The organism is Bacillus sp. EU52, assembly GCF_037964975.1.
GTDB classification, from domain to species: domain Bacteria; phylum Bacillota; class Bacilli; order Bacillales; family Bacillaceae; genus Bacillus; species Bacillus subtilis.
This window is the reverse complement of the sequence record NZ_CP150177.1, coordinates 1,558,648-1,582,221: the sequence shown is the minus strand read 5'-3', so window position 1 is coordinate 1,582,221 and position 23,574 is coordinate 1,558,648. Positions and strand designations below refer to the sequence as shown.

At 45.3% G+C, this 23,574-nt stretch carries 23 protein-coding genes, 1 riboswitch and 1 other annotated feature; all 23 genes read right to left on the bottom strand.

Annotated elements, in window-relative coordinates; genetic code table 11:
* Positions 1 to 11: 11 nt before the first annotated feature.
* The gene (locus tag NSU05_RS08255; protein WP_003238646.1) at positions 12 to 713 is read right to left on the bottom strand and encodes a phosphoadenylyl-sulfate reductase; all 702 of its coding nucleotides are present in this window, start codon (positions 711 to 713) and stop codon (positions 12 to 14) included.
* Positions 714 to 874: 161 nt separating this feature from the next.
* Positions 875 to 980: riboswitch (SAM riboswitch) on the bottom strand.
* Between the two features lie 144 nt (positions 981 to 1,124).
* Positions 1,125 to 1,757: an orotate phosphoribosyltransferase gene (gene pyrE, locus NSU05_RS08250; RefSeq protein WP_038428935.1), complete on the bottom strand. Its 633-nt coding sequence runs from the start codon at positions 1,755 to 1,757 to the stop codon at positions 1,125 to 1,127.
* Positions 1,754 to 2,473: an orotidine-5'-phosphate decarboxylase gene (pyrF, locus tag NSU05_RS08245; protein WP_038428934.1), complete on the bottom strand. Its 720-nt coding sequence runs from the start codon at positions 2,471 to 2,473 to the stop codon at positions 1,754 to 1,756. The genes pyrE and pyrF overlap by 4 nt, the downstream gene beginning before the upstream one ends.
* Entirely contained in the window at positions 2,442 to 3,377 is a 936-nt protein-coding gene (locus NSU05_RS08240) for a dihydroorotate dehydrogenase (protein ID WP_038428933.1), read from the bottom strand. Before NSU05_RS08240 ends, pyrF begins: the two co-directional genes overlap by 32 nt.
* Positions 3,377 to 4,147, bottom strand: coding sequence for a dihydroorotate oxidase B electron transfer subunit (gene pyrK / locus NSU05_RS08235; protein WP_038428932.1), 771 nt, complete (start codon positions 4,145 to 4,147; stop codon positions 3,377 to 3,379). Before pyrK ends, NSU05_RS08240 begins: the two co-directional genes overlap by 1 nt.
* The gene (carB, locus tag NSU05_RS08230; RefSeq protein ID WP_038428931.1) at positions 4,144 to 7,359 is read right to left on the bottom strand and encodes a carbamoyl-phosphate synthase (glutamine-hydrolyzing) large subunit; all 3,216 of its coding nucleotides are present in this window, start codon (positions 7,357 to 7,359) and stop codon (positions 4,144 to 4,146) included. The genes pyrK and carB overlap by 4 nt, the downstream gene beginning before the upstream one ends.
* Entirely contained in the window at positions 7,344 to 8,438 is a 1,095-nt protein-coding gene (locus NSU05_RS08225; RefSeq protein ID WP_003232115.1) for a carbamoyl phosphate synthase small subunit, read from the bottom strand. The genes carB and NSU05_RS08225 overlap by 16 nt, the downstream gene beginning before the upstream one ends.
* A complete protein-coding gene (locus NSU05_RS08220; protein ID WP_038428930.1) occupies positions 8,435 to 9,721 on the bottom strand; it encodes a dihydroorotase in 1,287 nt (428 codons plus the stop codon). The genes NSU05_RS08225 and NSU05_RS08220 overlap by 4 nt, the downstream gene beginning before the upstream one ends.
* Entirely contained in the window at positions 9,705 to 10,619 is a 915-nt protein-coding gene (locus tag NSU05_RS08215; protein WP_038428929.1) for an aspartate carbamoyltransferase catalytic subunit, read from the bottom strand. The genes NSU05_RS08220 and NSU05_RS08215 overlap by 17 nt, the downstream gene beginning before the upstream one ends.
* A gap of 144 nt (positions 10,620 to 10,763) precedes the next feature.
* Entirely contained in the window at positions 10,764 to 12,071 is a 1,308-nt protein-coding gene (pyrP, locus tag NSU05_RS08210) for a uracil permease PyrP (protein ID WP_038428928.1), read from the bottom strand.
* Positions 12,072 to 12,243: 172 nt separating this feature from the next.
* Positions 12,244 to 12,789, bottom strand: coding sequence for a bifunctional pyrimidine operon transcriptional regulator/uracil phosphoribosyltransferase (gene pyrR / locus NSU05_RS08205; protein ID WP_003232127.1), 546 nt, complete (start codon positions 12,787 to 12,789; stop codon positions 12,244 to 12,246).
* A 180-nt stretch (positions 12,790 to 12,969) separates the two neighbouring features.
* Positions 12,970 to 13,881, bottom strand: a complete 912-nt coding sequence (locus tag NSU05_RS08200; RefSeq protein WP_038428927.1) for an RluA family pseudouridine synthase — start codon at positions 13,879 to 13,881, stop codon at positions 12,970 to 12,972.
* A 1-nt stretch (position 13,882) separates the two neighbouring features.
* Positions 13,883 to 14,347 (bottom strand): signal peptidase II, encoded by a 465-nt coding sequence (gene lspA / locus NSU05_RS08195; protein WP_003245047.1) that lies wholly within the window; start codon positions 14,345 to 14,347, stop codon positions 13,883 to 13,885.
* 102 nt (positions 14,348 to 14,449) lie between these two features.
* Positions 14,450 to 14,824 (bottom strand): sporulation-related RNA polymerase-binding protein YlyA, encoded by a 375-nt coding sequence (gene ylyA, locus NSU05_RS08190; protein ID WP_014476755.1) that lies wholly within the window; start codon positions 14,822 to 14,824, stop codon positions 14,450 to 14,452.
* Between the two features lie 144 nt (positions 14,825 to 14,968).
* A complete protein-coding gene (gene ileS / locus NSU05_RS08185; RefSeq protein WP_038428926.1) occupies positions 14,969 to 17,734 on the bottom strand; it encodes an isoleucine--tRNA ligase in 2,766 nt (921 codons plus the stop codon).
* Between the two features lie 52 nt (positions 17,735 to 17,786).
* Positions 17,787 to 18,013, bottom strand: a binding site (T-box leader).
* 62 nt (positions 18,014 to 18,075) lie between these two features.
* Entirely contained in the window at positions 18,076 to 18,570 is a 495-nt protein-coding gene (divIVA, locus tag NSU05_RS08180; protein WP_003221468.1) for a septum site-determining protein DivIVA, read from the bottom strand.
* 93 nt (positions 18,571 to 18,663) lie between these two features.
* Positions 18,664 to 19,437: an RNA-binding protein gene (locus tag NSU05_RS08175; protein WP_038428925.1), complete on the bottom strand. Its 774-nt coding sequence runs from the start codon at positions 19,435 to 19,437 to the stop codon at positions 18,664 to 18,666.
* 60 nt (positions 19,438 to 19,497) lie between these two features.
* Positions 19,498 to 19,770, bottom strand: a complete 273-nt coding sequence (locus tag NSU05_RS08170; RefSeq protein WP_003221463.1) for a YggT family protein — start codon at positions 19,768 to 19,770, stop codon at positions 19,498 to 19,500.
* Between the two features lie 6 nt (positions 19,771 to 19,776).
* Positions 19,777 to 20,232: a cell division protein SepF gene (sepF, locus tag NSU05_RS08165; RefSeq protein ID WP_014479735.1), complete on the bottom strand. Its 456-nt coding sequence runs from the start codon at positions 20,230 to 20,232 to the stop codon at positions 19,777 to 19,779.
* Positions 20,229 to 20,921: a YggS family pyridoxal phosphate-dependent enzyme gene (locus tag NSU05_RS08160; RefSeq protein WP_014479734.1), complete on the bottom strand. Its 693-nt coding sequence runs from the start codon at positions 20,919 to 20,921 to the stop codon at positions 20,229 to 20,231. The genes sepF and NSU05_RS08160 overlap by 4 nt, the downstream gene beginning before the upstream one ends.
* Positions 20,922 to 20,927: 6 nt before the next feature.
* The gene (pgeF, locus tag NSU05_RS08155; protein ID WP_038428924.1) at positions 20,928 to 21,764 is read right to left on the bottom strand and encodes a peptidoglycan editing factor PgeF; all 837 of its coding nucleotides are present in this window, start codon (positions 21,762 to 21,764) and stop codon (positions 20,928 to 20,930) included.
* A 162-nt stretch (positions 21,765 to 21,926) separates the two neighbouring features.
* Positions 21,927 to 22,172, bottom strand: a complete 246-nt coding sequence (locus NSU05_RS08150) for a YlmC/YmxH family sporulation protein (RefSeq protein ID WP_003232153.1) — start codon at positions 22,170 to 22,172, stop codon at positions 21,927 to 21,929.
* A gap of 82 nt (positions 22,173 to 22,254) precedes the next feature.
* Complete coding sequence (gene ylmB, locus NSU05_RS08145) at positions 22,255 to 23,535, bottom strand: N-formyl-4-amino-5-aminomethyl-2-methylpyrimidine deformylase (RefSeq protein ID WP_038430008.1); 1,281 nt, start codon at positions 23,533 to 23,535, stop codon at positions 22,255 to 22,257.
* Positions 23,536 to 23,574 lie beyond the last annotated feature (39 nt).

Here is a 23,574-nt window from a genome sequence, read left to right as displayed (position 1 = left end):
TTTGCAGCTCCTTATTCATGCAGTCCGCATTCTGTTTTCGCCATACCATTCCATCTGCCTGAGCGCAAATCCTCTGCTGTAAAAGCGGGAGCAGTGCAAGGCGCACATCCAATACTTGGATATCCTTGGTCATGAAGCGGATTGTAGTCCAGTTCATTCCGGGATGTGTATCTCCAAATGTCTTTCCAAGTCCAATGGATAAGCGGGCAAACTTTTACTGACTTGAATTTTTCATCTTTGTTTAAGAAATTCGTATTGGCACGGCTTGGCCCTTGATCACGGCGCAGGCCGGAAAGCCAGGCTGGATGTCCTGAAAGCGCCTCTCTTAAAGGAACGACCTTTCTAAGATAGCAGCACTGATTCGGCTCTCTTTCCCACAGTTTGTCACCATATTCTTCGGCTTGTTCCTCAAGGGTGAGATCTGGTTTTTTCAGGATGATATTAAGACCCGGATAACGCTCTTTCACTCGTTCAATTGTTTCATAGGTTTCTTTAAAATGAAGTCCTGTATCAAGAAACACAATCTCTGCGTCTTTTTTCACTTTATAAATTAAGTCAATCAGAACGATTCCCTCAATTCCGAAACTGCAGGCATAAACAAGTTGATTGCCATAATGGCCGTATGCCCATTTTAAAACTGACAGCGCTCCTTTATAAGGATCGTCTTCCGGAAATGTAATCGTTGGTTCTTCCCAATTATCATACGTTAACATTTCTTCTTTCCTCCTTTCGGAGACAAACAAACAGTAGCTTTCTGCCGGTTGTCTTTTCCCATGTAATGTGATTCGCGGCTGCTGATATACAGATAGCCTTTTTACCTCTTAAAATAAAAAACTTTCAATCCGGCGGAAAGAAAGACAGGAACAGCATGCAGCCCTTATCTTTCAAAATGGAATTCATTTTGCTGGAAGTAGCACCTTACAAACTATGCAGGTTGCCGGGCTTCATAGGTCCAGTCCCTCAGCCGCTCTTGATAAGTTTTTAGATTTGTAGTAAATTTTAGCACAATTCTAACATAAGTCAACCCGACTTTTTTTATAGGATTAATAAAAAAACAGGCCTCATAGCCTGTTTTCAAGTACATCAAGGCTTTGAAGCCTCTTTACATCATTTGAATTTATTTTTTATTTTTTAAACCAATCTTTTGACTCGGGATTTCGTTTCCATGTTTGCAGCTTTTTTAGATCATCTGAATGAATATTTCCGTTTTCAAGCGCGACCTCTGTGAGCGTATCATAATCAGTTAATGAGTAGTATGGCAGTTCTGCCTTTGCGAAGGTTTCCTCCGCTTTAGGAAGTCCGTACGTAAAGATTGAGACGACACCAAGCACCTCACAGCCGGCCGCTTGTAAAGCTGCACAAGCTTCAAGCACGCTGCCTCCTGTGGAGATTAAGTCTTCAATGACGACTGTTTTTTGCCCTTCTTGCACAGCTCCCTCAATCTGATTGCCTTTTCCGTGCGCCTTCGGCTTGCTCCTCACATAACACATCGGAAGATTCAAACGGTCAGCCGCAAGAGCAGCATGAGGAATACCGGCAGTTGCTGTTCCCGCAATCATTTCAGCTTCAGGAAAATGCTCTTTGACAAGCTTGCTGATACCTGAGGCGACATCGTTTCTGACCTCTGGGAAAGATAGCGTAAGGCGGTTGTCACAGTAGATTGGTGATAAAATGCCGCTTGCCCATGTGAACGGCTCGTTCGGGCGTAAAAATACAGCTTGGATGTCTAATAGATGTTTTGCGATGATTTGTTTCAAGATTTGATTCCCTCCCATTCAAGTCTGACAGCCTTATAGGCTTTTACCGGGTCTTCCGCTTTTGTAATCGAGCGTCCTACTACAATCGCTGATGAACCTTTCTCTCTTGCAATAGCAGGCGTCGCCACGCGGACTTGGTCATTCGCAGCGTCCTCTGACATTCTGATCCCTGGAGTGACAGTCAGAAATGAAGGCGACACCGCTTGGTAAATGGCTTTTGCTTCATGAACAGAGCAGACCACTCCATCCAGTCCGCTTTCTTCCGCCTTTTTGCTGTAGTGCACAACCGTATCAATCAGAGACTTTTCGATCAGCAGTTCATCTTTCATGATTTGTTCAGATGTGCTTGTCAGCTGGGTTACCGCGATAAGTAACGGACGTTTTTTTCCGGCCGGCGTACCTTCTTCTAAGCCTTCGAGAGCTGCCTGCATCATTTTTTTGCCCCCGGCAGCATGAACATTGACGAGGTCTACTCCAAGACTGGCAAGGCGCTTCATCGCTTTGTTTACAGTAGTCGGGATGTCATGGAGCTTGAGATCTAAAAACAGCTCGCAGTTTCTTTCTTTTAATTGTTTCACGATCGATGGCCCTTCTTGATAAAAAAGCTCCATTCCAACCTTTACAAATAATGGTTCTTGCTGAAAAGGCGCTAAGAACGCAAGTGTTTCTTCAGCTGATGCAAAATCAAGCGCTATGATGGGCAGGTTGTTTTTCATGATTCCAGCTCCTTCCGATGCATTCTTCAATTGATTGATAGCCGTATTGGCGCAAAACAGATGGGAGCTGTTCAATAATCTCTGGACAGGCAAAAGGATTCACAAAGTTTGCTGTTCCGACAGCGACTGCGCTTGCTCCCGCGAGAAGAAATTCCAGGGCATCTTCAGCAGTCTGCACGCCTCCCATTCCGATAATCGGGATGTTGACCGCCTGGCTGACTTCATACACCATGCGAATGGCAACTGGCTTCACAGCAGGGCCTGAAAGTCCCCCTGTTTTATTCGCTAATATCGGTTTGCCGGTTTTTAAATCGAGTCTCATGCCGATTAGTGTGTTGATCATCGTAAGACCGTCCGCTCCGGCTTCCTCGATCGCTAAGGCAATTTCTGTGATATTAGCCACGTTCGGAGAAAGCTTCACATAAACGGGTACATCCGAAACCTCTTTCACCGCTTTTGTCAAATCGGCAGCCATCTCAGGATTCGTCCCAAAAGCGATTCCGCCTGTTTTCACATTCGGGCAGGAAATATTCAATTCAAGAGCATGGACATTAGGCGCTTTGCTGATATGCTCTGCGACTTCAACATAATCCTCGACTTGAGAACCTGCGACATTGGCAATGATCGGTGTATCAAACTGCTCAAGCCACGGCAGCTCATGATGCAACACACTATCCAGCCCCGGATTTTGGAGACCGATCGCATTGAGCATTCCAGCACCAGTCTCAGCTACCCTCGGCGTCGGATTCCCAAAGCGCGGCTCCTTTGTCGTAGCCTTAATCATGATGGCTCCAAGACAAGACAAATCATAAAAACGTGAAAATTCTTTTCCAAAACCGAAGCAGCCTGATGCAGGAATGATTGGGTTTTTCAAATTAAGTCCCGGCAATTTCACCTCTAGCATTACAGCGCCACCTCCTGAGCTTTAAATACAGGCCCGTCGAGACATACTTTTACATAGGATGTCTCACTTTCGTTTGTATGGCACACACACGCGAAGCATGCGCCGATTCCGCAGCCCATTCGTTCCTCCATGGACAGATATACTTCTTTATGGGCATATTCCTGTTTTAACGCCTTGAGCATCGGTGTCGGCCCGCAGCTGAGGAGGATATCAAACTCTAGATTTTTCCGTTTAATCACATCTGTGACAAATCCGGTTTCCCCGTAGCTTCCGTCAGCTGTTGCCACATACGTGTCTCCGTACTGCCGGCATTCTTCCTCGTAAAAAACATCCTTTGCCGATTGGAATCCTAAAACGTGGATGACATTTACCCCTTTTTCAATCAAGCGTTTCGACAGCTCTTGGAGAGGCGGCACACCTACTCCGCCTCCTACCAGCAAAGCCGTCTTTCCGGGTTGAACTTCATTAACAGGAAAGCCATTTCCCAAAGGCCCGAGGACATCCACAAGTTCTCCCTGCTGCTTCAGTGACAAGAGTCTTGTCCCTTCCCCATCTACCCGATAAATGATGGTGACTTCATTTTTTTCAAAGTTGACGTCTGCGATGCTGATCGGCCTTCTCAAAAGAGGCGTAACCGCTTCGCTCACTTTAAGATGAAGGAACTGTCCAGGGGTTGTAAACCCTTGGACAAGCTCCCCTTTCAGAACCATTTGATACACCCGGTCTGCAATTTGCTGGTTAGAACATACTGTCAAATACGCTTTTTTCATATAGTGACTGCCGCCTCCTGATTTGTGTTGACTGCCGGCATTTGATCAGCACGGAATGTCATGCTTTCCAGCACTCGCAATATCGCCTCTGCCGTATCTAACGATGTTAGGCAGGCAACACCATTTTCTACTGATTCACGTCTGATTCTAAAACCGTCTCTTGCCGGCTGCTTTCCTTTTGTCAGCGTATTGATGACAAACTGCGCTTCTCCGTTTCTGATGACGTCAAGCAAGTTCGGGCCATCCTGACCGATTTTTCCGACGACCTTTGCTGGAATGGAAGCTTCTTTCAGGTAGCCTGCCGTTCCTTCCGTCGCTAAAATGTTGTAGCCGATCGCGTGGAACCGCTTAGCAATGGCAAGCCCTTCTTCTTTGTCCTTATCAGCTACTGTTAAAAGCACGGAACCGTAGTTCGGGATTTGAATACCTGAAGCAATCAAGGCTTTGTAGAGCGCCTTTTCAAGTGTCGAATCTTTCCCCATGACTTCACCTGTTGATTTCATTTCAGGCCCTAACGTAATGTCCACTCTTCTCAGCTTGGCAAAGGAGAAGACCGGCGCTTTTACAAATACACCTTGCTGTTCAGGCTGAAGGCCCTCTGTATAGCCAAACGCAGCCAGCTTTTGACCAAGAATGATTTTTGTTGCGAGATTCGCCATTGGGATACCCGTAATTTTGCTTAAAAACGGGACGGTTCTGCTTGATCTCGGATTCACTTCTAGCACGTACACCTCACCTTGCGACAAGACGAATTGAATATTGAGCAAACCGACAATATTCAGCCCTTTAGCCAAAGCGATCGTGTATTGTTCAATTTTTTTCTTAATGTCCTCTGTGAGAGACTGAGGCGGATAAACAGCGATCGAGTCTCCGGAGTGAACGCCCGCACGTTCAATGTGCTCCATAATTCCCGGAATGACGACTGTTTCACCGTCGGATACTGCATCGACTTCAATTTCTTTTCCTGTCAAGTATCTGTCAATTAATACAGGGTGCTGCGGATTGATTTTGACTGCATTTTTCATGTAATGAAGCAGTTCCTCTTCATGGTAAACAATCTCCATCGCCCGGCCGCCAAGTACATAGGAAGGGCGCACCAGTACCGGATAACCGATATCACTCGCGATGCTTACCGCCTGATCAACTGATGTCGCTGTTTTGCCAAGCGGCTGAGGAACACCAAGTTCTCCAAGCGCTTGTTCAAATTTATCCCGGTCTTCTGCACGGTCTAAATCTTCTAATGAAGTTCCAAGGATTTTCACTCCGCGTGCAGAAAGCTCGTCAGCAAGGTTAATCGCAGTTTGTCCGCCAAATTGTACGACAACGCCCATTGGCTGTTCGAGGTCAATGATGTGCATAACATCTTCAATCGTAAGCGGTTCAAAATACAGCTTGTCTGAGATGCTGAAGTCTGTTGAAACGGTTTCCGGGTTGTTATTGACAATAATGGCTTCATAGCCTGCTTGTTTAATTGCCCATACAGAGTGAACCGTCGCATAGTCGAACTCGACACCCTGACCGATTCGAATCGGACCCGAACCAAGCACCATCACACTTTTCTTATCTGTAACGACAGATTCATTTTCTTCTTCATATGTGCTATAGAAGTATGGCGTTTCTGACTCAAATTCCGCGGCACACGTATCTACCATTTTGAATACCGGAGCAATCCCCTCTTGTTTTCTCAAGCTGTAAAGCTCGGATTCTTTCATTTTCCACTCGCGGCTAATGTACTGATCAGAGAAGCCGAGTTCTTTTGCCCGTCTCAGCACATCTGTATCGCCCGCATTGGCCTTCAATTCTTTTTCAAACTGTACGATTCCGAACAGCTTATGCAAGAAGAAGACATCGATAGCGGAAAATTCATGGAGGTCTTCTACCGTGTAGCCTCTTCTGTACGCTTCAGCTAAGTAGAATAAGCGTTCATCACCGGCCTTTTTAATTCGCTTTTCAAGAAGCTCATCTGAAATGTCGGCGGCATCCTTCAATTCAAGATGATACACATCCGCTTCCAGTGAACGCACAGCCTTCAGCAATGACTCTTCAAGCGTGCGGCCGATCGCCATGACCTCACCAGTCGCTTTCATTTGCGTGCCGAGCTTTCTGTTTGCTGATTCAAACTTATCAAACGGCCAGCGCGGAATTTTGGATACGACATAGTCAAGAGCAGGTTCAAATGCTGCATATGTTTTTCCTGTCACCGGGTTCATCATTTCATCTAATGAAAGTCCGACTGCAATTTTAGCAGCGAGCTTTGCAATCGGGTACCCCGTTGCTTTTGATGCAAGGGCAGATGAACGGCTGACACGCGGATTTACTTCAATAATGTAATATTGGAAGCTGTCTGGATCTAAGGCGAGCTGGACATTACATCCGCCTTCGATCCCAAGCGCGCGAATCAGTTTTAACGATACATTCCGCAAGAGCTGATATTCGCGATCGCTGAGCGTTTGGCTCGGCGCAACAACAATACTGTCTCCAGTATGGATTCCAACTGGATCAATGTTTTCCATGTTACAAACGACAATGGCGTGATCCTGGCTATCTCTCATGACTTCATACTCGATTTCTTTATAGCCGGCGATGCTTTTTTCAAGCAGACATTGGTGTACCGGGCTTAATTTCAAGCCGTTCTCAACGATTTCTTTTAGCTCTGTTTCATTCGAGCAGATACCTCCGCCTGTTCCGCCTAATGTATATGCCGGGCGGACAATGACAGGGAATCCAATTTGACTGACGAATTTTTCTGCTTCTTCAAGGGAGTGGATAATCTCACTTTCAGGCACCGGTTCATTCAGTTCATTCATTAATGTTCTGAACAAGTCACGGTCTTCAGCTTGCTGAATCGCAGACAGTTTCGTGCCAAGCACTTCGACGCCGCATTCTGCCAAAACGCCTCTTTCAGAAAGCTCAACCGCAAGATTCAAACCAGTTTGGCCTCCGAGTGTAGGAAGAATGGCATCCGGGCGCTCTTTTCTGATGATTCGTGTCAGGAATTCAGGTGTGAGCGGTTCGATGTAAACCCGGTCAGCCATTTCTGTATCTGTCATGATCGTTGCAGGGTTTGAGTTGACAAGGATGACTTCATAGCCTTCTTCTTTCAAAGCAAGACAGGCTTGTGTTCCCGCATAGTCAAATTCTGCTGCTTGGCCAATGATGATCGGTCCAGATCCGATTACTAAAATTTTGTTAATGTCTACGCGTTTTGGCATACCGCTTCCCCTTCTTTCTCTGTTGTTTCGATCATTTCGATGAATCTGTCAAATAGATGGTTGGCATCCTCAGGACCAGGTGAGGCTTCGGGATGATATTGAACCGTAAATGCCGGCAATGTTTTATGCTTCAGCCCTTCAATCGTATCGTCGTTAATTGCGATATGCGTCACTTCCAGTTCTGTTTTACTGATAGACGAAACTGTATATCCATGGTTTTGAGATGTTAAGGCAACTTTTCCTGTAGCCAGCTCTTTTACCGGGTGGTTTGAGCCCCTGTGGCCGAATTTCATTTTTTCAGTATTCGCCCCGCACGCCAGCGCGAATAATTGGTGGCCGAGACATATTCCGAATAATGGCACTTTTCCAAGAACACCTTTAATCATTTCAATCGCTTCAGGCACATCCTTCGGGTCTCCAGGTCCGTTAGAAAGCATGATACCGTCCGGTTTCAGCTGAAGCACCTCTTCCGCTGTAATGTTGTAAGGCACAACGATGACGTCACATTTCCGTTTGTTCAGCTCTCTTAGAATCCCGTGTTTCATGCCGAAGTCAACCAAGACAATGCGTTTGCCTCTTCCCGGGCTCGGATATGCTGTTTTTGCTGATACTTGGGATACTTGATTTCTTGGCAATTCCGTTTCGTTCAGTCTTTTCAGCACTGCTTCGATATCTTCATCAGATGAAGCGAATGTTCCTTTTAGCGCGCCTGCCGTGCGGATCATTCTTGTCAGCTTCCTTGTATCAATCCCCTGGAGTCCGGGAATGTTTTTCATTTTTAAATACTCGTCTAAGGTGTATGCTGAACGCCAGTTGGAAGGCAGCTCACATAATTCTTTGATGATCAGCCCTTTTACAAAAGGGGTAATGGATTCAAAATCATCACGGTTAATGCCGTAATTTCCGATAAGCGGGTATGTTAATGTTACGATCTGTCCGCAGTAAGAAGGGTCAGATAAAATTTCCTGATAGCCTGTCATCCCAGTATTAAAAACGACTTCTCCCATGTTGTGTTCTAAGCTTCCGAAGGCTTCTCCCTCGAATACCGCTCCGTTTTCCAGTACTAATCGTCTCTTCATTTGACAAGTCTCCCCTCTTCATAAGCAAGCTTCCCTGCCGCAATTGTAGCGACCGGCCAGCCGGTGCAGCTGATGCCGTTGAATGGTGTATTTTTTCCTTTTGATAAAAATGTCTCTTTGTCTATAACTGCTTCTTTTTCTAAATCGATTAACGTAATGTCCGCAGCTTGCCCCGTTTGTAATGTTCCATATGGGAGACCGAACGCTTCGCATGGCTTGATTGTCATGTAGTCAATCAACTGCTTCAGCGACCAGCTGCCATTTTTGACAAAGTGTGTGTAAAGAAGCGGGAATGCTGTTTCTAAGCCGACAATTCCGAATGGCGCCAGTTTCATTTCTGTGTTTTTCTCTTCTTTCGTATGCGGTGCATGGTCTGTTGCGATAAAATCAATTGTTCCGTCTAAAAGACCTTCAATTAAAGCAGCTCTGTCTTCTGCACTGCGGAGCGGCGGATTCATTTTATAGTTTGTGTCCAGCCCCGGGATGTCCTCATCACAAAGCAGCAAATGATGCGGCGACACTTCTGCTGTCACTCTGATTCCCGCTTTTTTCGCATCGCGTACAACTCTGACAGATTCTTTCGTGCTGATATGGCATACATGATAATGGCAGTTTGCCGCCTCAGCCAGCAGCACATCGCGGGCAATATGAACCGATTCACACACAGAAGGAATGCCGTTTAGCCCGTTCGCTTTGGAGAATGTCCCCTCATGTACGCTTCCTCCGTAAATTAAGGAGTTGTCCTCGCAATGTGCAACAATCGCTTTGTCAATTGCAGCTGCCCGTTTCATCGCTTCATACATCATACCTGCTGTCTGTATACCAACACCGTCATCTGTAAAAGCAAATGCCCCGGCTTCTTTTAATGCTTCAAAGTTTGTCATTTCATCGCCGATTTGCCTGATCGTAATGGATGCATATGGAAGAACTCTGACGCATGATGTTTCTTTAATTCTGTTTTGCACCCATTCCATCTGCTCCTTTGTATCAGGAACCGGCCGCGTATTCGGCATTGCTGCTACTGTAGTATAGCCGCCGCGTGCCGCCGCTTTGGCCCCGGTTTCAATAGTTTCTTTTTTCTCTCCGCCCGGCTCTCTGAAATGCACGTGGAGATCAACAAACCCAGGTGAAACGAGCAAACCTTTTGCATCAATTACCGTTTCATTATCCCTTGCATCAAGCTTGCCGATTGCGGTGATGGTTTCTCCAGTCACTCGGATATCCGCTTCTGTTTTTTCACCATTTTCGTTTAGTATCCAGCCGTTTTTAATGAGATATGACATACGCTGCTTCTCCTCTTTTCACATTGGTTTGTAAGGCACGCTGTATCACTGCCATTCTGATAAATACGCCATTTTGCATTTGCTTGAAGATTCTTGATTTTTCGCTTTCTACTAAGCTGTCATCAATCTCCACTCCTCTGTTTACCGGAGCAGGATGCATGATGATCGCATGCCGCTTCATACGCTCAGCCCGTTCTACGGTCAAGCCGTATTTGTTTAAATAGCCTTCCTGGCTGACAGCGGACTGATGTCGTTCATTTTGAATGCGCAGCAGCATGACAACATCGGAAGACTCAACTGCTTCATCCATTGAGACATACGTGCCGAATGTATTTTCTTCATCCTGCCATTCCGAAGGGCCGGAAAATAGGACCCGGGCACCCAATCTTGTCAACACTTCCGCATTTGACCTTGCCACTCTGCTATGCTTGATGTCACCGTGAATGGAGACGGTAAGCCCTTTGAACGTATTGAACTCTTCATAAATCGTCATTAAATCAAGCAGTGATTGTGTCGGATGCTGGCCGCATCCGTCTCCCGCATTCAGAATCGGAATGTTCACCTGGCTGACAAGCTCTTCATAATACTCATCCTCACTGTGCCTGATGACGCAGACGTCCACACCGATTGATTCGAGCGTCCGGATCGTGTCATATAAGGTTTCGCCTTTTTGCACGCTTGTGCTTGTTCCATCAAGGTTTAGCACATTCATGCCCAGCTTTTTTTCTGCGACCTCAAAGCTGAACCGCGTTCTCGTGCTCGGTTCGAAAAACAGGTTTGCGGCAAACTTTCCTGTAAGCTGATTGTCTGTTTTTCCGCTTTTGAGATCTTGTGCTGTTTGAAGCAAATCTTTGATTTCCTCAGTGCTGAGTTCACTCATCGTCGTTAAATGCTTCATGTTCTTTCCCCTCTCTTTTCAACTTAAGGCTGAAAAAAACCCCGGTCTAAGATAGACTCGGGGTACGGTTAAATAGAGGGCAGCATTGAAGCTTCCTTCTCTTCATAACCCTTCCAAGCCTCTCTGGACTTTCATTAAAAGGTTTTAGATATGATGTTGTTCAGATGTGTCTGCCTGCTCTTCCTTCGCCTGCGGAAGAATCAGGTTTAAGATGACACCGACAATTGCGGCAAGCGCCATTCCTGACACTTGGAATCCGCCTTGAGACACTTGGATAAAAGCGCCTCCTACACCGATGACAAGGATAACTGATGTAATAATGAGGTTTCTGTTGTTTTCATAATCAATTTTGTTGTCAATCAGCATTCTCAGGCCGCTTGAAGCAATGATTCCGAACAGCAGGAAGGAGACGCCTCCCATGACCGCTGACGGCACTGAACTGATCAGCGCTGAAATTTTGCCGATAAAGCCGAAGCAAAGGGCAATCACTGCCGCGCCTCCTATGACAAAGACGCTGAATACTCTTGTGATGGCCAGCACGCCAATGTTTTCTCCGTAAGTAGTCGTCGGAGGGCCGCCGATCAGAGAAGCAAGAATTGTCGCCACGCTGTCACCCATAATGGAGCGATGCAGTCCCGGCTTTTTAATGAAATCTTGTCCAACAACCTTACTCAGCACCATTTGGTGGCCGATATGCTCTGACATTGTGACAAATGCGACAGGAACCATTGCGGCTGCGATGCCGAGTGTAACTGACGGTGAATAATCTTTGAACGGAATGATAAATTCAGGCACTGCGAACCATTTCGCGTCAAGCACCGGCTGGAAGTTGACAATCCCTTGAGTAAGGGCGAACAGGTATCCGCCGATGATTCCGATCAGAACCGGAATCAGGCTTAAAAATCCTCGTAAGAAAATTGCACAAATAATCGTGATTGCCAGCGTAACTCCTGCGACACTAAAGTGCTTTAAGCTGTAGACTAACTCACTCGCGTTCGGATCAGCATACATCGCCATATTTACTGCAGTGCTTGCAAGTCCGAGCCCGATGACGATAATAACAGGCCCTACGACTACAGGCGGGAGAATCTTCATCAGCCATCCTGTTCCAAGCTGCCTAATCAATAAGGCAATAAGCCCGTACACCAGCCCTGCAAGAAACGCCCCAACCATTGCCGCTCCCGGCCCGTCGGTCGCTTTTACCAGAATGATCGGAGAAATAAAGGCGAAGGACGAACCGAGATACGCCGGAATTTGCCCTTTCGTAATAAGAAGGTACGCCAGTGTTCCGATGCCGCTTGTCACCAACGCCACAGCAGGACTCATTCCGACGAGCTTCGGAACCAAAATGGTTGAGCCAAACATGGCAAACAAATGCTGAAGGCTGAATGAAACCCAAGAGAAAGGTGTCGGGACATCCCTGACCCCTAAATTTACTTTTTTCTTACTCATGATGATTTCCCCCTGATTGTTGACTTTCATTTTAGGATGACTCAATACTGTATAAAAAAACCTCTTTGCTTTTTTACGCAAAGAGGCATACAAAGACCTGCCGAATGCTTTTTGGGCCTTTGTTGTGCACCTCTTTGCAACCTCTCTGGATTGCCCTTAAAAAGGTGATCTATTATTCGTTTTCATAAATGGCGACGAGATCGTTTTGGTCTACCTCATCAAGCTGAACCATAACCTTTTCTGACTTTGATGTCGGGATGTTTTTCCCGATATAATCCGCTCGGATCGGCAGCTCCCGGTGTCCTCTGTCCACAAGCACTGCAAGCTGAATGGAGGAAGGTCTGCCTACATCAACAAGCGCATCCATTCCTGCTCTGACTGTTCTTCCGGTATACAGAACATCATCAACGAGAATGACTTTTTGATCTGTAATATCTACCGGAATATCTGCACCTTTTACAAGCGGTTCATCGTTGCTCGTTTTTTTAGAAAGATCGTCTCTGTAAAGAGTAATATCAATTTCACCGACTGTAACAGGATTTCCCTCAATCTGTTCAATGCGTTCCGCAAGGCGTTTTGCCAGGTAAATCCCCCTTGTCTTAATACCGACAAGAATGCAGTTATTCATTCCTTTATTGCGTTCGATCATTTCGTGAGCAATCCTGGTCAGCGCCCGTCTGATTGCCTGTTCGTCGAGAATGACAGCTTTTTGATTCAATGTGTGACACCTCACAGTTCATATAGAAGAAAAACCCCTCCTGCCAGAGCATAGAGGGGTTTTAGGACAAGGTGCGCACTATACACGCATCCCGTCTATCCGTTATCCTTCTCAGCCTCTCTGGACTGTTTTAAAGAATCTATTCAGCTTCGTTTATTATTTCAGAAAAGAAACACGCTGTCAACCGTTTTTTCTGAGGTTTTCGATTAATTCTGCCATATCCTCAGGAAGCGGCGCTTCAAATTCGACATATTCTCCTGTTCGTGGATGGTCAAAACCTAAAACTCCCGCGTGAAGCGCTTGGCCATTAAAGTCGATTGTTTTTCTTGGGCCGTATTTCGGATCGCCTGCTAATGGGAATCCGATATATTTCATATGAACACGAATTTGATGGGTTCTCCCTGTTTCAAGCTGGCATTCCACTAACGTAAAATCCTGAAAACGCTCAAGCACATGAAAATGAGTGACAGCGCTTTTGCCATCACGTGTCACAGTCATGCTTTGACGGTCTTTCTTATCTCGTCCGATCGGCGCGTCAATTGTGCCGTCATCGTGAGAAATAAGCCCGTGGACAACGGCCGTATATTTTCGGGTGACCGTTTTGTTGACCAATTGGTTTACGAGTGACTCGTGTGCCATATCATTTTTCGCCACCATTAATAAACCGGACGTGTCCTTATCGATTCTGTGAACAATACCCGGACGCATCACGCCATTTATTCCGGAAAGGTCTGTGCAATGAGCCATAAGGCCGTTTACAAGTGTGCCCGTAAGATGCCCGGGTGCTGGGTGAACAACCAATCCGCGAGGTTTGTTGACGACCAGCACATCCTGGTCCTCATAATAAATATCGAGATCCATAGGCTCTGCCAGAACGTCGAGCGCTTCCGGTTCGGGTACAGTGACGGTCACCTGATCACCCGGCTGAATTTTATAATTCGCTTTCACCGCGCTTCCGTTCACGACAACCTGTCCGTCTTTTACCCATTGCTGAACCTGGGTTCTTGACCAATCATTCTCAGTCGATGCCAAAAATTTATCAATCCGCTCACTTTTTTGTTCTTCTGAAGCGGTTATATCAATTTGATTCATGCTATTGCTCCTTTTTCTTTTTCCCGCTGTCCAACAGCATTTGTATAAATAAAAGCATTACGCCGACACATAATGAAGAGTCCGCGATGTTAAATATCGGGTAATTGTAATTGACAATAATAACATGGATAAAATCCACAACTTCCTGTCTGACAGCCCGATCGATAAAGTTGCCGATGGCACCGCCAAGCATAAGTCCGAGGGCAACGCCAAGAAGCCTTTGTCCTTTTGTATAACGCTGTATGTAATAAACAATACCAATAATAACAGCGGTTGTTATGAGGTAGAAAAACCACATCTGACCCGCTAATATCCCCCATGCAGCACCCGTATTGCGATGGGAGGTGATATAGAATACCTGATCAATGATCGGAATGCTTTGGCCAAGTTCCATGTTCTTAACAACTAGCCATTTTGTCAATTGATCGGCTGCAATAATAAGTAGTGCAATCATATAATACAGCACAAACGTTCCTCCAGTTTACGGTTACTTTAATCCATTATGCATTTTATCAATAAAAAGCACTGGAGTAAAGAAATATCAGGCATATTAACCGGCCAGACACTGTTATTCATACAGTGCCTGACCATATTCGATATCCGTTGATTTCCATATCGGAAGCGTTTTTTTCTCAAATTGGACAGAATAAAGAAAATCGTTTGCTGTTCGGGCCGTCGGCAGCACTGCCAGCTTTGAAAGAGGAATGGGAGCCCCGGTTTCTTCACAGTATCCGAATGTGCCGTTTTCGATTTTGGACAATGCAAGGAGAACGTCTTGAAGCTCTTCTTTAATATGATAGATCAGAGTTGCTTTTTGTTTATGATTGATTGCTGCTTGCGGGCTTGTAGAAACCTGAAAGCAAGAATACTCAAATAATCTCGACTGTAATTCTTCTTTCATCAGAAGAAGTTCCGTATAAATTGCGGTCAGTTGATCATTCATTCTTCACAACTCCTGCTCTTAACGTAGTACCTTTATTGTTGCCTATGAATGATGATCTAAAGCCCATAAGATTTTTCCTGCCGTTCTAAAGGATGTCACTCTTGGCACAAAAAAAGCCCGGCTTTTACGCCGGGCTTTTTTGCATTATTTTTGATAGTATTTTTCAACGATTTCAGCGTTGCGTAATGAAAGTGTAGGATATTTCGGATTTGCCCCTACATCTTTTGAAATCACACGAGATCTCTCACACATTTCGCCTTCCGCTTTCTCGACAGCGATTTTACCCGTCGCAAAGCTTTGCGCATCGTTCGGCGCTTCATTTTCTTCGCTGATTGTCAGTTCAGACACAATAAACAGCTGAGAAAGGTTTTCTTTTATGGAAGCCAAGAGCTCCTTGTTTTCTTTGTTTGGATACAATTTCAGGTTTGCTTCCAAAGATTTACCGATAATTTTTTCATTTCGCGCAGTTTCTAATGCTTTCAACACGTCATCACGAAGAGCCATAAAGCGGTCAAATTTTTCTTCAGTCGCTTCACTGTTTGGAACCGCGATTGTTTCTGGCATATCGGTCAGCTGAACGCTCTGCTCTTCAACAAATGTTAAATGAGACCACAATTCGTCTGCCGTATGTGGAAGGATAGGCGCTGAAAGCTTCACTAATGCAAGAAGCGTTTCGTAGAATACTGTCTGCATGCTGCGTCTATCCGGATGATCCGCATGCTCGATGTAGACAATATCTTTTGCAAAATCAAGGTAGAATGAGCTCAATTCGATTGTGCAGAAATTATGAATGCTGTGATACACAACCGCAAATTCGTACTCATCATACGCTTTTTTCACTTTATCAATCAGCTTGTTCAGCTTAATCAGCATATACTGATCCACTTCGCGAAGATCTTCGACAGCCACCGCATTTGTTTTTGGATCAAAATCGAAAAGGTTGCCGTGAAGGAAACGGAACGTGTTGCGGATTTTACGATATACTTCCGCAACCTGCTTCAGAATGGCGTCAGACACGCGAACGTCCGCCTGATAATCCACTGAAGATACCCATAATCTTAAGATGTCGGCACCAAGCTGTTTCATGACTTTAGCCGGAACAACAACGTTACCGATTGATTTACTCATCTTGCGTCCTTCTCCATCCAGTGCGAACCCATGGCTGAGCACACCTTTATACGGCGCTTTCCCTGTTACGGCTACTGCTGTAGAAAGAGAAGAGTTAAACCAGCCGCGATATTGGTCAGATCCCTCTAGGTATAGATCAGCCGGGCGAACGAGGTCATCACGTTCTTCAAGCACTGCTTGATGTGAAGAGCCTGAATCAAACCAAACATCCATGATATCCTGTTCTTTTGTAAATGTGCCGTTCGGGCTGCCAGGATGCGTAAAGCCTTCCGGAAGAAGATCCTTTGCTTCTTTTTCAAACCAAATGTTTGATCCGTGCTGTCTGAACAATTCAGAAACATGTTCAATGGTTTCATCTGTAATAATCGGTTCTCCGTTTTCAGCGTAAAATACCGGAATCGGCACACCCCACGCACGCTGTCTGGAAATACACCAGTCTCCGCGGTCCCGAACCATGTTGTGCAAACGCTGCTCGCCCCATTCAGGAACCCATTTGGTTTCTTTAATGGCATCCAGCAGGTCTGATCTGAAATCTTTAATAGACGCAAACCATTGCGCTGTCGCTCTGAAAATGGTTGGTTTTTTCGTTCTCCAATCATGCGGATAAGAATGAGTAATGAATTCAAGCTTCACAAGTGCGCCTTTTTCATCAAGCTGCTGTGTGATCGCTTTGTTTGCATCATCATAGAACATGCCTTCAAAGCCAGGAGCTTCGCTTGTCATAACACCTTTTTCATCGACCGGGCAAAGCACATCTAAACCGTATTTTTGGCCGATGATAAAGTCATCTTCCCCATGTCCTGGCGCTGTATGAACACAGCCTGTTCCGGCATCAGTTGTTACGTGTTCACCAAGCATAACGAGAGAGTCTCTGCCATATAGCGGGTGTTCAGCGATAATGTTCTCAAGGTCTTTCCCTTTGACCGTTCTTGTCACTTCATACTGATCAAATCCGCATGCCGATGCAACATTTTCGACTAAGGCACTTGCTACGACAAAGCGGTTATCACCTACTGCAATCACGCTGTACTCAAGATCAGGGTGCACTGAGATTCCGAGGTTCGCCGGAATTGTCCAAGGCGTTGTTGTCCAAATGATGATGCGCTCACCGTTTTCAAGAACGCCTTTTCCGTCTTTTACACCAAAAGCGACGTAAATAGATGCTGAACGTTTGTCTTGATATTCGATCTCGGCTTCAGCCAGAGCAGACTCACTTGAAGGTGACCAGTTAACCGGTTTAAGGCCTTTGTAAATGTAGCCTCGTTTTGCCATTTCACCAAATACGCGGATTTGCTGCGCTTCGTATTCCGGTTTTAATGTCACATATGGGTTTTCCCAGTCACCGCGGACACCAAGACGTTTGAATTGCTCACGCTGTCCCTCGATTTGCTTCCAAGCGTACTCTTCGCATAGTTTGCGGAATTCCGCTACTGACATTTCTTTGCGGTTGACCTTTTTGTTTTTTGTCAGAGCTGTTTCAATTGGCAATCCGTGTGTATCCCAGCCCGGCACATACGGTGCGTTGTAGCCGCTCATTGATTTATAGCGGACAATGAAGTCTTTCAAAATCTTGTTAAGTGCATGGCCCATATGGATGTCGCCGTTTGCATACGGAGGTCCGTCATGTAAAACAAATTTCGGGCGGTCTTTCGTCCGTTCCTGAACAAGACGGTAGATATCCTCTTCCTCCCATTTTTTTTGAATGTCAGGCTCACGGTTTGGCAAATTTCCACGCATCGGGAAATCTGTTTTCGGCATTAAGAGCGTATCTTTAAAATCCATTTTCATTCCTCCACTGCATTTTTTCAGAAAATAAAAAAAGCCCTCTCATCCCATAAGGGACGAGAAAGCTTATCTCGCGGTACCACCCTTTTAGAAAAAGCCACCATACGCTTTTTCCTCTCGAGCATCGTAACGTGATGAACGTCCTAACCTACTGTGAGTTCAGAAAGGAAACTAAAGGGCTGATCTACATGATTCCGGCCATCCCGGACTTTCACCATCTCCGGGTCGCTATGAAGGCCTGAATGAAACATGACTGTCCCTTTCAACCGTTTTTTCATCTGAATTTATGAACGTATTATATTCGACAAGCTAAGAAAATGTCAAGATAATCAGAGAATTTATTCCTTTTCCTCAAATACTGCGTCGACTTCATACTCAAGCAGATGATCCCAATCGTCATTTTTCAGAAGATCAAGCTGCGCTTCAATCAGCATTTGGAAACGTGTTCTGAACACTTTAGACTGTTTTTTCAGCTCTTCAATTTCCATAGCGATTTTTCTGGATTTTGATAAAGACTCGTTGATAATGCGATCAGCATTTTTCTCCGCTTCCCGAACGATCAGCTTTGCTTCTTTTTGAGAATTGCGTTTTACGTCTTCAGCCGCTTCTTGGGCAACTAAAATTGATTTATTCAACGTTTCCTCAATATTGGCAAAGTGTCCGATTCTTTCATCAAGTTCATTGACTTTCGCTTCAAGCTCAGTTTTCTTGCGGAGAACAATTTCGTAATCTTTTCTGACTTGCGCTAGGAATTCATTTACTTCATCTTCATCATATCCGCGAAAACTTTTTGTAAACGTCTTGTTGTGAATATCATTTGGCGTTAATGGCATGATGCCACCTCCATTTTTACATTTCAGTACGGTTATCTAGTTCACATTATAAAACAAATTTCGCACAGATGGAGAAAAAAACTGAAAAACCGACTATTTTTGTCGTTCAAACGTCACTCTCCATTTGTCTTTTTTGGTTTTTCCTTCGATTTTTGTTAAGCTGCACCGGCCAAAACCTCTGATAGACAGCATGTCCCCTTCTGCCACCATATAGGAAGGATCTTCAACTACCTTCCAGTTCACTTTTACGAGCCCGTTTTTCACGAGCGTCTGCGATTTCTGGCGGGATTGCCTGCTCATAGAGGCGCAGACGGCGTCAAGCCTCAAAGAAGAAACCGTGTCATCCCTTATTTCGACATCAACTGCCGGAATGTTAAGGTCTGACAAGTCAATTTTCTCTAAGCTGACCGCCGCTTTGCCTGCTTGGGTCAGCTGCGCAGCCACAAAATCAGCGGTATCGGCTGAGACAATCAATTGCACTGCTGTCTCAGAAAAAACAATATCACCAAACTTTTGCCGCTTTAAGCCTATGCCCATTAATGCACCAAGCAGAGAACGGTGATCTACTGAGACAAACTTTTCTGCATAGCGGACGTGAAAAGCCTGCAGTTCAAAATCCGCCTCTTCCGGCGTCATGTACTCCGGATAGAGAATCGCCCGTTTTCGCTCCGCTCTGTCATAGCCGCCGGAAAAAGCAAGCCCGACATCGGCCTGTCCCGTAACAGCAGAGAGGATGACCTGCTCTCGGGGGTCTAAAAAGTCGGTCAGCTTCATCCGGTACTGCTCCTGGACAATTCTTTTCCATTCGAGCGCCTGATCAATAAAGGCCCGCTCGTCTTTTCTGAAGTGCTGATATATATCGCTCATCGTCTTTCCCTTCTATGTAAAGAGGCTTGGCTGCTGCCAAGCCCCTATCAAACTGTCACATTAAAACGCAATCATGCGATAAAGTCCCCACAAGCCGGTTGTCGCAAACCGAAGCACAAGTATTGCTACGATTGGTGAAATATCCAGCATTGCAATCGGAGGAATGATTTTTCTGAATGGTTCGAGATATGGTTCACAAATCGAAGCCAAAAAACGCCCGACTGCTGTTTCCCTCGTACTCGGCACCCATGACATAAAAATATATATGATCAGGGCAAATGAGTATATTGTGATTAATAAGCTTAAAACCGAAAAAACTTGATAAAGGATCATCTCGCTTTACCACCTCTGATGTTCGTCTTCAGATATGAGCTCAGAAATTGTGCCTGATACATCTACGTTGTCAGGCGTGCAGAGGAAAATATCTGAGCCGATTCTTTGAATATCGCCGCCAATGGCATAAACGGTTCCGCTTAAAAAGTCAACAATCCGCTTCGCCTGGTCATGCTGTATCCGCTGAAGATTGACGACAACTGCCCGCCGGTTCTTCAAATGGTCGGCTATTTCCTGCGCCTCCGCATAAACGCGCGGCTCACTCAACACCACTTTAGAGGATTTCTGAACACTTTGCAAGCTCACTACATTCTGTTTGCCCGAAGGTTTATTCCCCGTATAAGCCGGCTTTTCTTTTTGCTCATGCTCCTCATGAGATTCCCGCTCTGTCTCAATATATTCATATTCGTATTCTTCATCTTCCATTGAGAAAAAGTTTTTCAGTTTATTTTTCATACTCATTGCTGTACACCCCCTGTTTCATTTCCGACTAACGATGAGCCGATTCTAATATAAGTAGCTCCTTCTTCAATTGCAATTTCAAAATCATTTGACATGCCCATCGACAGTTCAGTACACGGAGCGTTCGGCTGGTTCAGCTTCTGAACCTGGTCACGGAGTTCTCTCAGCGACCTGAAACAGCTTCTGATCTGATCTTGATCATCAGTCAGCGGAGCCATTGTCATCAGTCCGGCAACAAGGATATGTTCGAAACCGGAAAGCTCCTGTATGAATGGAATGACTTCTTCTTTTTTCATGCCATGTTTAGAAGGCTCAAGAGAGGTATTGACCTGCACAAAGCATCGTACAGTACCTTCAGCCCGTTTTTCAATTTCTTTCGCTAATGAGAGCCGGTCTAGGGAATGGATATAGGAAACCGCATTGACGACAGATTTTGCTTTTCTTGATTGCAGACTGCCGATAAAATGCCATTCCGGATTCCCTTTCATCAATTCCTGTTTGCGGAGCAGTTCCGCATCCCGATTCTCTCCTAGGCAGGTGATGCCAGCATCTACTGCCTCCTGTGCTCTTTCAGGTGATACATATTTTGTGACTGCAATAACCGTAACTTCGTCGGAGCTGCGGCCCGATCTGTTACATGCTTCGTTTATTCGTTCGTTTATATGTCGTAAATTATCAACAACACGCAAGATCTTTTATGCCTCCTTCATTCCGATAAAGGACATCATCCGTCCAGTTTTCCCCTGATCGCGGCGGTGAGAATAGAAAAGAGACGGCTCGCTTTCCGTGCATAAACCGCTGACAGAAATTTGTTCACTTGCCAAACCGCTGTCCATCAGTATAAGACGGTTCAGCTCTTTCAGATCAAGCTGATATTGTGCCTTTGCCGTCTGATTAACGGCAAGGTCTGCTGAAACCGGCAATGCGCGGACAGCATCCATGACGCGGTCGTCTACCGTATAGCATGCTCCGCTGATAGACGGGCCAATAACAGCGTAAATATCTGAGGGATTTGAACCTTCCTTCTCAGTCCATTGCTTCACCATTTCTCTGCCAATCTGTTTGACGGTGCCTTTCCACCCGGCATGGGCGACTCCGACAAGCGACTTAACCGGATCATAAAAGAAAAGAGGCACACAATCAGCAAAGCATAATGCTAAAAATACATTTTTTTCATTTGTATATAGCCCGTCCGTTGCTTTTAGAGCCGTGTGATACTCACGGGCGCCTTTTCCCCTATCCCTCTGCGTCACTTTCTGAACGCGATTATCATGTGTCTGATCAGCGAATACCCAAGACTGCAAATCAGTATTAAACATATCGGCAATATATTCACGATTTTTAACTACATCTGCATCTTTGTCATGAACGTGCAATCCTGTATTTAACGATTCAAAAGGCTTTTGGCTGACACCGCCGTTTTTTGTCGTAAATCCGGCAATGACTTTTTTGTTGTTTTGATTCGTTTGAACCCAGTCTTGTATCATGAGTGTCGAGGGTGTGGTAAGACTGAATGGGTGATATGTATTCATGATGATCCAACCTTTCGACAAACATTTAAAAAAGCGGAATTTCCCACTTATTTTACCACATCTTACTGCATTCGTTGAGCGCCGATTTGCATATTTCTAAATGAAATGTGCCGGAAGAATCGAGACTTCCGGCATTTGCCAATCTGCGGCAGACAAGCAGGTTTATGCATGTGGTTCACTTAATCGGACTAAGATTACATCTTCCCCGATTTTTACTATATTTCGCCATGGAATGACCAATTCCTCTTCTTTTCCAAAAAATCCGAGAACTTTCCCATTTCCTCCGAGTATGATCGCCTGAATTTTTCCAGTTGTCACATTGATATCAATATCACCAATACTCCCCAGCTTTTTTCCGTTTGAGACATTGACGACATCCTTTACCTGAAATTCTGAAATGCTGATCATTCCATCACGTCCTTTTTCCGTCCTTTTGTTCAAGTATATGAACGGGCAGGCTGAACCTTGTCAGCAAGAAGAAATTTTCATGTCATTGTTCTTTTTTCCGGCTGCACCAGCTGATGATAAAATCGAGTATAATTTTTGTATACTCTACTAGCTGCTCAATCGATACCTTCTCGTTCACAGAGTGTGCATTGTGCAGATCTCCAGGACCGTATATTACGCATGGAATACCGGCATCATACAGCCATCCGCCATCTGTAACTGATTGAGAAACGTCAATAATTGGACACTCCCGTTTCACTTTCTGATGAGAGGCAGTTAGCGCTAAGACGCCTGGGTGGCCAGAGTCAACTTCCAATGCCGGAAAAATTTCTCCTCTGTCTTCTATCATAGATGAGCCTCCCCACTTGAATACAGGGCGGTTTTCCCTAAGCCAAATATCACTGTCACTCAGCCGATTGACGTAATCTTCTATTTCCGCTGCCACTTGGTCATGGGTTTCATTCGGATAAAAATGGACTGTGATCCACAACCGGCATTCGTCCGCTATAAAAGCCGCATGTCTGCCGCCTTCTATAACTGCCGGGTTAATCGTATTTGTGCCTGGTTTAAAACCGGGATAACTTTTCATAATAGACCAGTGGCGCTCAAGTTCACCGAGCCCCCCAATGATTTTTGCCATTTTTTCAATTGCGCTTGCTCCGAATGTTCCTCCGCCTGCGTGAATCATATTCCGTCTCGTTCCATCATGAAATGTTTGACTGCTTTTGATTTCGATCCAGCCTGTAATGACACCCCCTTGGCCTTGAATATGCATATCGCTCGTATCCGCGACAATTGCAAAATCAGCGTGGTAGCCCCTCTTGCAGCATTCAAGTGTGCCGGCTTCTCCAACTTCCTCCCCAATAACCGATTGCAGAATCAGATCACCGGGAAGTTCAATGCCTGCTTCACGAATCAATTTGACAGCAAACAGCACACACGCCATTCCGCCCTTCATATCGGAAGCGCCCCGCCCGATTAAGAGACCGTTTTTTTCAATTGGATGAAATGGATCATGCTCCCATTCTTCATCCTCTTTTACCTCTGCCACATCTACATGGCCATTGATAATCAGGCTATAATAATCTGCTGAATCTGTTCCTTTTAGCTTCCCTACAACATTGGGATCTCCAGGGTACACATCCCATTTGTCGATCGAGAATCCCAATTCATTTAAATATCCCGCAATCCAAGACTGAATGCCCTCTGTATTTCTTGCAGGCGGAGCGGGTGTTTGATAAGAAATCAGCGTTTTCGCAAGCTGAATAAGCTCCTCCTTATGTTCTTCCACTTTTTTTTGCAAAGAGTCTATTTGTTGATCCAATGTAAATCCGCTCCTATTCTTTAAAATCAAAAAAGCCGT